Annotated in this window: 7 protein-coding genes and 1 pseudogene; 7 read left to right on the top strand and 1 reads right to left on the bottom strand. The window is 62.0% G+C overall.

Going from position 1 to position 9,078, the window contains the following annotated elements:
- The 7 genes from VIF40_RS08205 to VIF40_RS08175 all read left to right on the top strand — a co-directional run.
- Positions 1-1,978: TonB-dependent receptor (locus tag VIF40_RS08205; RefSeq protein ID WP_331937040.1), on the top strand; the 1,978-nt coding region annotated here is incomplete at its 5' end.
- 48 nt (positions 1,979-2,026) lie between these two features.
- Positions 2,027-2,605 (top strand): DUF7676 family protein, encoded by a 579-nt coding sequence (locus VIF40_RS08200; RefSeq protein ID WP_331937039.1) that lies wholly within the window; start codon positions 2,027-2,029, stop codon positions 2,603-2,605.
- A 226-nt stretch (positions 2,606-2,831) separates the two neighbouring features.
- Positions 2,832-3,305: a hypothetical protein gene (locus VIF40_RS08195; protein ID WP_331937038.1), complete on the top strand. Its 474-nt coding sequence runs from the start codon at positions 2,832-2,834 to the stop codon at positions 3,303-3,305.
- An 82-nt stretch (positions 3,306-3,387) separates the two neighbouring features.
- Positions 3,388-3,945: a MotA/TolQ/ExbB proton channel family protein gene (locus VIF40_RS08190; RefSeq protein ID WP_331937037.1), complete on the top strand. Its 558-nt coding sequence runs from the start codon at positions 3,388-3,390 to the stop codon at positions 3,943-3,945.
- A 4-nt stretch (positions 3,946-3,949) separates the two neighbouring features.
- Complete coding sequence (locus VIF40_RS08185) at positions 3,950-4,345, top strand: DUF2149 domain-containing protein (protein WP_331937036.1); 396 nt, start codon at positions 3,950-3,952, stop codon at positions 4,343-4,345.
- Positions 4,342-8,280, top strand: a complete 3,939-nt coding sequence (locus tag VIF40_RS08180) for a cobaltochelatase subunit CobN (protein WP_331937035.1) — start codon at positions 4,342-4,344, stop codon at positions 8,278-8,280. Before VIF40_RS08185 ends, VIF40_RS08180 begins: the two co-directional genes overlap by 4 nt.
- Before the next feature lie 245 nt (positions 8,281-8,525).
- Positions 8,526-8,681, top strand: a complete 156-nt coding sequence (locus VIF40_RS08175; protein WP_331937034.1) for a hypothetical protein — start codon at positions 8,526-8,528, stop codon at positions 8,679-8,681.
- A 275-nt stretch (positions 8,682-8,956) separates the two neighbouring features.
- On the opposite strand, the pseudogene VIF40_RS08170 reads toward VIF40_RS08175, so the two are convergent.
- Positions 8,957-9,078 (bottom strand): annotated as a pseudogene (locus tag VIF40_RS08170) (IS630 family transposase); the annotation flags it as partial.

Raw genomic sequence — 9,078 nt, 5'->3', positions numbered from 1 at the left:
CGGGATGCTCATCTCGGCGCTGTTCGGCACCAGCGAGCATACGCCCAAATATTCGATGATCGTGCCCGAGGAGGTGTCGCGCATCGACGTCATGTACGGGCCCTATTCGGCGCTCTACTCCGGCAATTCGATCGGCGGCGTTATCACCTATACGACGAAGATGCCGGAGCAGTTCGAGCTGCATTCCAATCTGCAAGGCATTCTCGCGCCCTATGACGACCAATATGCGACGCATAGGACCAATCCCGGATTCACCGGCGGCGTCTCGATCGGCGATCGCATCGGCGATTTCTCCTGGCGCGCCTCCTACAATCATCTGCTGACGCATTCGCAGCCGATCTCCTACGCAGTGTCGTCGAGCCCCGGCGGCGCGGCGGGAACGCCGGTCCTCGGCGGCTTCTTCGATCGCGATCGTCAGGGAGCGCTACGCGGCGTGTTCGGCACCGCAGGTCTGCAGACGACAGAGGAAAACGTCGGCACGTTGAAGATCGCATACGACTTCAATAAGGACGCCCGCCTCTCCTACTCGATCGGACTGATGCAGCTCGGCCTGAACATCGATCCGCAGAGCTATTTGAGAGACGCGACGACGGGACTGCCGATCTACAATACGACCAACGGCCGCATCTCGATGAACGGGCTCAACTTCGCCCTGTCGGGGCTCAATCCCTCGCATACGGATTTTCTCCATCTGATGCAGGGCGCGGAATTCAAGACGCAGACCGGCGGCGTCTTCGACATGGAGCTGGTCGGCAGCTCCTACGACCTGGTCCGGGACGTCAGCGTCTCGGCGTTGAAATATGGCGTCGACACCTCCGGCCAGACGCGCGAATACGGCGGCACGGGCTGGAAGGTGATGGACATGCGCTTCATCTTTCGCCCGGAGGAAGAGCTTCTCGGCAAGCACGAGCTCTCCTTCGGCGGCCATCTCGATGAATATACGCTCAAGCTCTATCTGCAGAGCACACCGACCTATTGGTCGTCGTCTTATCTCCAGCAGGCGCAGCGTTCCTCGGGCAAGACCGAAAATCACGCCGTCTATCTTCAAGATTTGTGGAAGCTCGCGCCGAATTGGACGATCACTCTGGGCGGGCGCCAGGAGTGGTGGCGGGCTTTCGACGGCTTCAACGAGAATGCGCTGGGCACGGGCACGCGGCAGCCGGAGCGCAATCTCTCCGCCTTCATGCCGAAAGCCTCACTGGCCTTTCAGGCGACGCCGGAGCTGCTGCTGCGCGGCTCCTACGGAAACGTCACACGCTTTCCGGGCGTGACGGAACTCTATCAGCGCACCGTCTCGCCGAGCGGCATCGTCATCAGCAGCCCGGATCTGAAGTCCGAGCAGGCCGATTCCTACGAGCTCGCGGCCGAATATCTTTTCGGCAAGCACAATGCGCATCTCGCCTTCTTCCATGAGGACCGTTGGAACGGCATCGTCTCCCAGACCAACATCACCGTCGTTCCCAATGTCACCAACTTCTCCAATGTCGGCAAGGTTCGCTACAATGGCGTCGAGGGCGCGATCGGGCTGAAGGATTTCTTGATCGACGGTTTCGATGTGGACGCCAATGCGACCTACACGACCAATGAGATTCTCTCGAACCCGAATAATTCGCGCTATGTCGGCAAGGACGTGCTGCAAATGCCGCGCTGGAAGGTCAAATGGATCGCGACCTATCATGTGACCAAGGATCTCGTGGTCTCCGCCGGCTTTCGATACAAATCCGCCTCGCACGGCCAGCTCGACAACTACGACTGGAACACCGAGACATTCGGCGCCTATGGACGCAACGTGCAGCTCGATCTGCGCGGAAGCTGGAAATTCGCGCCCAATTGGACCGCCGTCGCCGGCGTCAACAATCTCAACAACTATCGCAACTATCTCTACGCGCCCTATCCGCAGCGCACCTTCTTCGCCGAGCTGAAATACGACTTCGGCGCCGATCCGCTGTTCCGTCGCGAGGAGCAATACAGGCCTTGAAGACGTCTCCGAACCAGCACGCATTCCATATGACATAGAGGGACAATAATGATCTCCGCGGCAAATGCGCCCGTTCGAGTGATCGAGCCCGATGGAACCGAGATCGACCTGTTTCCATTGCCTGTCGACGAAGCCAGCCTGGAAGAGCTTCTCAGAAACCTCTTCGAAAACCACTGGCGTGACATCATATTCGGGCCTCTGATCCCGGGCGCCGCATGGGAGATGCGCGCCGAGCGGGCGCCGACGCGCATCAATCTGACGGATGGCTATCTGACCGTCGCATTCGGCGCGCCTCATTTTCATCTTTGCATCGGCGAGACCAGGGGGCCAGCCGCTCGCCCGACGCCGCCGGAGGTCGCTCGTCATCGACGAACCGCGAGAGCGGAGCTCTATCGCCGTTTCGGCCGTTTCAGCCTGCCGATGTCCTGGGGACTACGCTTGTTCAATGGAGCAGACGAGCAGCAGATCACCGTCATGCTGCCCAATCCGTTTCTCGACCCGGAACGCGAAAAGATCGTCGAGGAGCCGGACTGGTCGCGCCTCGCTCTCTGGGATGCGCTCCGAGCGCGATGGTTCGGATGGGACCACCCCGATCCCATCGATCGTTGCGGCCGCCGATCTTCGTAGGCTCGAGAGCTCGCGCACTTCGGCGCTCGGGGATTCCGGTCGCCATCCTAGCTCCTGTCTTTGCGACGAAATGCAAAGAGGAGAGCAGCCGCGACGCCGACACCGAGCGTCGACGTCTGTCGGTGAAACAAAGAGGAGACTTCATTTGATGACGATATTCCGTCTCGCGCCGTCTCCATGGCCACGGTGGCTGTGGATTTCGACGCTGCTCATCGGAGCGGCGCTGTTGAGCCCCGCTTATCACTGCGGCTTTCCGCTGGTCGCGTTCGTGACCATCGCGGCGCTGACCCTGGGGCGACAGGACGCGCTCTTTACGAGCGTCGCCGTCCTGCTGACCCATGAGACGCTCATCTTCGCCTCGCAGCACCATCACGCGACGAGCTCCGCCCTGACCTGGGCCGTCGCGTTCGGCGTCATCGCCGTGATGTCCTGCGAAACCGCGAGCTTCGTGTGGCGCCGCTGGAACGGATTGACCGGAGCCGTCGCCGCCTTCGTGGCCGCCTATGCCGTCTATGAGCTTTCGATCATCGCGTTCTGCGCAGTGACCGGACGTGGCGTGGAGTCGTTCTCTCTTTCCGCCGTGACGAGCATCTTCATGCGCAACGTCTATACGTTCGGCGGGTTGTGGGCATTGTTGGCCATTGGCGCCGCAATTCGCTTCGACCGACTGCGCCCCGCGCCCGCCCTGCGTCACATCTGAAAAACCGAGGTGGCGAGCGACGCTCAGGACGCTCGCCGCCCCTCTCCTCTTTCCGCCGCTCCTTCTCCGCGAGTCCGCTTCAATGACGATGCTCGACCATATTCGCGAATTGCTTCATCTCGTCGCCGGCGCATTGATCTGGCCGGTCATGATCGGCCTTCTCGGTCTCGCCGCATCGACGCTCGTCACCATCGGCGCCTTCAGTCGCGAGGCGTTCGATCGCTTTCGAGGCCGCAAGCGTCGACTTGCGACCTCCTTGAATCGTTTGACCAAGGCGACGAGCAGCGACGAATGCGGCGCGCTCGATCTGCGCCTGGAGCGCCTACTTCAGGACGAAGAGAGAAAGCACTGGCGCGAGCTCTCTCGTCTCCGACTGGCCGTTCGCGTCGGACCGGCTTTGGGACTGATGGGCACGCTCATCCCCATGGCCTATGCGCTTCGCGGCCTTTCGGAGGGAAATCTTCCGGCTCTGGCGAGCAATATGGTCACCGCCTTCGCAGCGACCGTCGTCGGCCTCGCGGTCAGCGTTACCGCCTATCTGATTTCCTCCGCGCGAGAATCGTGGGTGCGCGCGGACACGCAGACGCTCGCGTTTCATGCGGAAGAGCTGCTCCGCGCAGCCGACGAAGGAAAGGCGTGAGGCCATGCGCTTCGTCCATCATCATCGACTCGACGCTTACGGCCCGGCGCCCGGAGACGACGAGGATCCGCTCGCCGGCGTCGCAAATCTGTTCGATGTCAGCGTCGCATTCATCGTCGCTCTGCTGATCGCGCTCTTCACTTTGTTTTCGGGCGCCTCTCTGCTCGATCCGAAGAGCGAGATGACTCTCGTCAAGACGGACGCCGACGGCGCGATGGAAATCATCTCGAAGACCAAAGAGGCGATCAAGATTCAGAAGGTGACGGATAAGACGCTCTCGGGGCAAGGCTCCCGGCTCGGCGTCGCCTATCAGCTTCCGAACGGTCAAATCGTCTATGTGCCCGAGACTGTCGCGACGCCCACGGGCGGCGCTCTGCAAAAAAAGGAGCGGCGGCAATGAAGATACGAAACCTGTTTCTGGCTCTCGCCTTTTTCATTCTGACGGGCTTTGGCGAAAGCGGCGACGCGATGCGCATCGCCTTCGTGTTCGAGGGAAAGGAATCCACCGGCGCCGCGCTCTTGCTGCGCGCGGCGGAAAAGCAGAAAGACGTCGCGAAGGTCGATGCTTTTACCGGAGAGAAAGGCGCTCGCTCGCTGAGCTCCGCCGCCGATCTCGAGGCCTATGATGTCGTCTTCATCGACGGCGCGACCGAGGGACTTCCGCTGACGGCGAGCGAAATCGCGGCGCTGAGAGACCGCTCGAAGCTCGTCGTGGTCAATCCGCGAGGAGAATTGCGCGGCGGCGTCGACCTCGACCGACATCGCGATATCGCGACCTATTGGAGCAATCGTTCTCTCGAGAATGACGCCGCGTTGATCGCTTATCTCGCTGGCGCTATCGGCGAGTCGAAGGCGCAGAATCACGTCACGCCGCCGATCGTCTATCCGAAGCAAGGCTTCTACCATCCTGATGCTCCGAAACTCTTCGAGACGAGAGACGAATTCCTCGCCTGGTATTCGGCGCGCAGGAACGGCCACGCCTATGATCCGAAAGCCTCGAGCGTCGGACTGTCCGAGCATCTCGCCTATTATCGGCAGCAGAATGTCGGCGCGCTCGATGCGATGATAAGGGAGATCGAAGCGGCGCACGCCAACGCGGTCGCATTGCTTCGCCAAGGTTCGGTGGACTTTTCGCCATTGATCGACGCAACCGGGCCGATCGTGGACGTGCTGCTCTATCATGGCGAGATGCTCGACTTGAAAAACCGCGAGGATGGTCTCGCGCAGGCGCGCCGGCTCGGCGTGCCGATTCTTCAGGCCCTCGCATCCACCAAATCCAGCGCAACGGAATATCGCGCATCGCCAGGCGGGGTCGCGCCGGAGCTCACGCCTTTCGTCGTCAACGCCGAAAGGGACGGAATGCTCGAGCCGATCGTCGTCGCCGCAGCGGAGAGGAATGGGGCGACGCCGCGCGCCGCTCCCATGGCCGAGCAAGTGAAATGGCGCGTCGATCGCGCCTTGGCATGGGCGAAGCTTCGCCGTTCCTCGAACGCCGGCAAGCGCGTGGTCTTCACCTATTGGAGCGAGGCCGGCGGCAAGGCCGATCTCGGCGGCGATCCCGACGATTTTCTCGACGTGCAGGGCACGCTCGCCGAGCTGCTCGCGAATATGCGCACGCGCGGCTATGAGACCGGCGCGGCGCCGCTTCCAACAGCCGGGGAGCTCGGCGAGCTGATGTCGCGCAACGCCTCCAATATCGGAAGCTGGGCTCCCGCCGAGCTCGCGGCGCGCGCTAAGTCGGGAAGCGTCGCGCTCATTCCCGAGGCTCGCTATCTCGAATGGTACGGCGAGCTGCCGGAGGCGCGGCGCCACGAGATCGAAGCCGCTTGGGGACCGCCGCCCGGAAAGGTCATGACGACGCAGTCGGAAGACGGAACGCGCATGATCGTGATTCCGCGACTCGAGATCGGCAATATTCTCATCGCGCCGCATCCGATGTGGGGCTATCTGGAGGACGAGAAGGTCCTGCATTCCAAGGACGCTCTGCCGCCGCATCATCAATATCTGGCCTTCTTTCTCTGGCTTCGGCACGAGTGGAAGGCGGACGCCTGGGTCAGCCTGTTCTCCAACATCGCATTGCAGCCCGGCAAGAGCGAGGGCCCGCTCGCCGACGACCATATCGGACTGCTACTCGGCGGACTCCCGCATATCCATCCGGAACGCCTCGGCGCCAATGGCGCCGTCGCCAACAAGCGCAAGGCGATGGCTCTCGCCTATGGCTGGTACAATATCGTGACGCCCGCTGACGTCGACGATGGCGTGAATGAGTTGCGCGCCCTTCTTAGGCGCTATGACTCGGGATCGATAGATGAAAGGAGCGGCCTCGACGCGTCGATCCGCGAGCGTGTCAAATCGTCAGGCGTCGTGCGCGCTCTGGGGCTCGATGTCGACGGCGCGCCCCTTGCCGCGCTCACGGCAGCCGCATCATCACGAATTCGCGATCTCCAAGGCGCGAATGCGCCTTGGGGCGGCAAGATATTGGGGAGCGCGCCTCGAGGCGACGCTTTGGCGGCCATGGTCCGCGGCATGTTGGGCGAAGATATCGACAAGGCCTTGTCGAGCTTGACGGCGGATCCAGCCGCCACGGCGCGCGAGCTGACGGCGAGAGTCGTCGTCGACGGCAAGACTCCCGAGCAGGCGCTGGACGCCGCCTTCGGAAGGACAGACGCCACTGCAGAAGCGGCGCTCGCGCGCGGACTCGAATATGCGGCTCTGCTCAAATCGGCGCCGCGGGAAATCGACGCCCTATTCGAGGCGCTCGACGGTCGATGGATCGAGCCGGGCCCGATGGGCGAGCCTTTTCGGCGTCCCGAAACGCTTCCGCCCGGGCGCACGCTCTATGGATTCGACCAGAAGCTGATCCCGACGGTCGAGGCCCAAGCGGTCGGCGTCCGCCAAGCGGAAGCGCTCGTCGACGCCTATCGAAAGGAGCATGGCGGCGCCTATCCGAGCAAGCTCGCGCTGGTCTTGTTCTCCGCCGATATCGCCAAGACGAATGGCGTCTCGGAAGCGCAGATTCTGCATCTCCTCGGCGCTCGGCCGAAGCGAAACTGGCGTGGCGAGGTCATCGGCGTCGAGCTCTTGGCGCGCGCCGAGCTCGGTCGTCCTCGCGTCGACGTGCTGGTGACCACGAGCGGAACCTATCGCGACCATTACCAGGACAAGGTGGCGCTGATCGATGAAGCGGTGCGGCTGGCCGCCGCGAGTCCGGAGCCCGACAATCCGATCTCGAAGTCCGTCGCGCTATCGACCGCCGAGCTGCGCGCGAAAGGCGAGAACGATGTCGATGCGAGATTGCTCGCCGCCGCGCGCGTGTTTTCGCCGGCGCCCGGCGCCTATTCGCCGAGCATTCAATTTCTCGCCCAATCCGGCGAGCAACGCGGCGACGCCGCCCGAATGGCGGAACTGTTCACGCGGCGCATGAGCCATGCCTATGGCGGCGGACTCTACGGGCGCTATTCGCAGACCGCCTTCAGCCAGAATCTCGCGAAGATGGACGCCGCGATGCTGCCGCGGACGAGCGATGTGAACGCGCTGCTCGACAATCCAATGCCCGCGGCCTTTCTCGGCGGCTTGAGTCTCGCGGCGAAGCAAATCACCGGCAGAGAGACCCCGCTCTTCATCAGCGACCTTCGAAATCTTTCCAAGGCCGATATCCAGTCGGCCGAAAAGACGCTCCAGACGGAATTGCGCACCCGCTATTTCAACCCGAAATGGCTGCGGGAAAATCAAGCTCACGGCTATGACGGCGCCAGGAACTTCATGTTCCTGACCGATCAGCTCGACCTCTGGAGCTCGACCACGACGCAAATGGTCGCGAGCGAGGATTGGGCCGAAGTGAAAGCGGTGTTCGTCGACGACAAGTTCGATCTCGGCATGGACGCGTTTTTCGACAAGAGCAATCCATTCGCGCAACAAATGCTGTTGACCAATCTTCTCGGAGCCGCGCAGCGCGGACATTGGAGAGCGACTCGGCAAGAGCTGGCGCAAGTCGCCAAGCGTCTCGCCGAGAGTGTTTCCGTCCATGGTCCGTCCTGCGACGCCAATCAATGTCGGAACTCCGGCATGACCGCCTTCGTCGAGACCGCGTTGGCGGAGCTTCCGGACGCCGCGCCACTCTCGGCGAGCTACCAGACCGCGATCAATGAGGCGACCGCATCCGCGGGTTCGGCGCCCGACGCCATGCCGACGGTGACCGGCCACGCTGTCGAGGAGGTCCAGACGCGCGCTGAACCAACGCCTGAAACAGAGCTTCTCCTGCCGATGCTGATCGCGTTCGCGCTCCTGTTGGTCGGCTTGGGATGGTTTAGGGAGTCGCTCGATGCTCGGAGTTGACCGCAGCCGACACTCGCCGATCGATAGCCGATCCATTGCAGGCCGGTATCCCTCGCACGGGAGAGGCGAGTTCTCATGGCCCGTGCGTGCAATTGATCACGATCGCGTGAATTCCAGTTCGAACGAAGCGGCGTTTCGTCGGAGGGGCGGTGGAAACGGAAAGCGCGCTCTGGCGGGCCGGTGCGACGCGATGAAATTGCCGCAGCGGATTTCGCGATCGGCTGTTTGGTCACGCGGCCCAGAGCGTGCCCGGCAATTACGGTCCGATCGACTTGACGCTCGACGAGGCGAGGGCGGCGCTCGCGAACGGGCTGACGATCCAATTCGATATCGCCGATATTTTGCTCACGGCTAAGCTGAAAGCCGAATATGGCGAACTCACGCCGGCCCCGATCGTCTGACAATCGCGCGTCGCCGTCTACAGCGCGAATTACACTATGCGGACTACTGCGCCGGTCGCAACGAGCACCGGAGCAAACCCACCGGTCACGCTGCAAACTTCTTATAACGACATCACAACTGGCTTCTGGGCAAACAAATCAGGATCTCGTCAGCCATTTCGATCTGCTAGGAACCAAGAACACTTTGTTGGTTGGCGGCGACTACTCTCGGTTCAGCTTTGCTTCGGTCACACAAACCAGTGTTCCCTGGGGCTATTTATACCAATCCTCATTGATCAAAACCCATGCGCCCAGTCGCGTAGCCCGATGGACATGATGCGCCAAGGCTGCTCGATGAGCTTGTTCCAGGCGGCGCAACAATGATCGACGATATCGTCATAGGATTTGAAAACGCGGT

It is taken from the genome of Methylosinus sp. (assembly GCF_036560965.1).
Classification (GTDB): domain Bacteria; phylum Pseudomonadota; class Alphaproteobacteria; order Rhizobiales; family Beijerinckiaceae; genus Methylosinus.
This window is presented reverse-complemented; position numbering and strand designations above follow the sequence as displayed.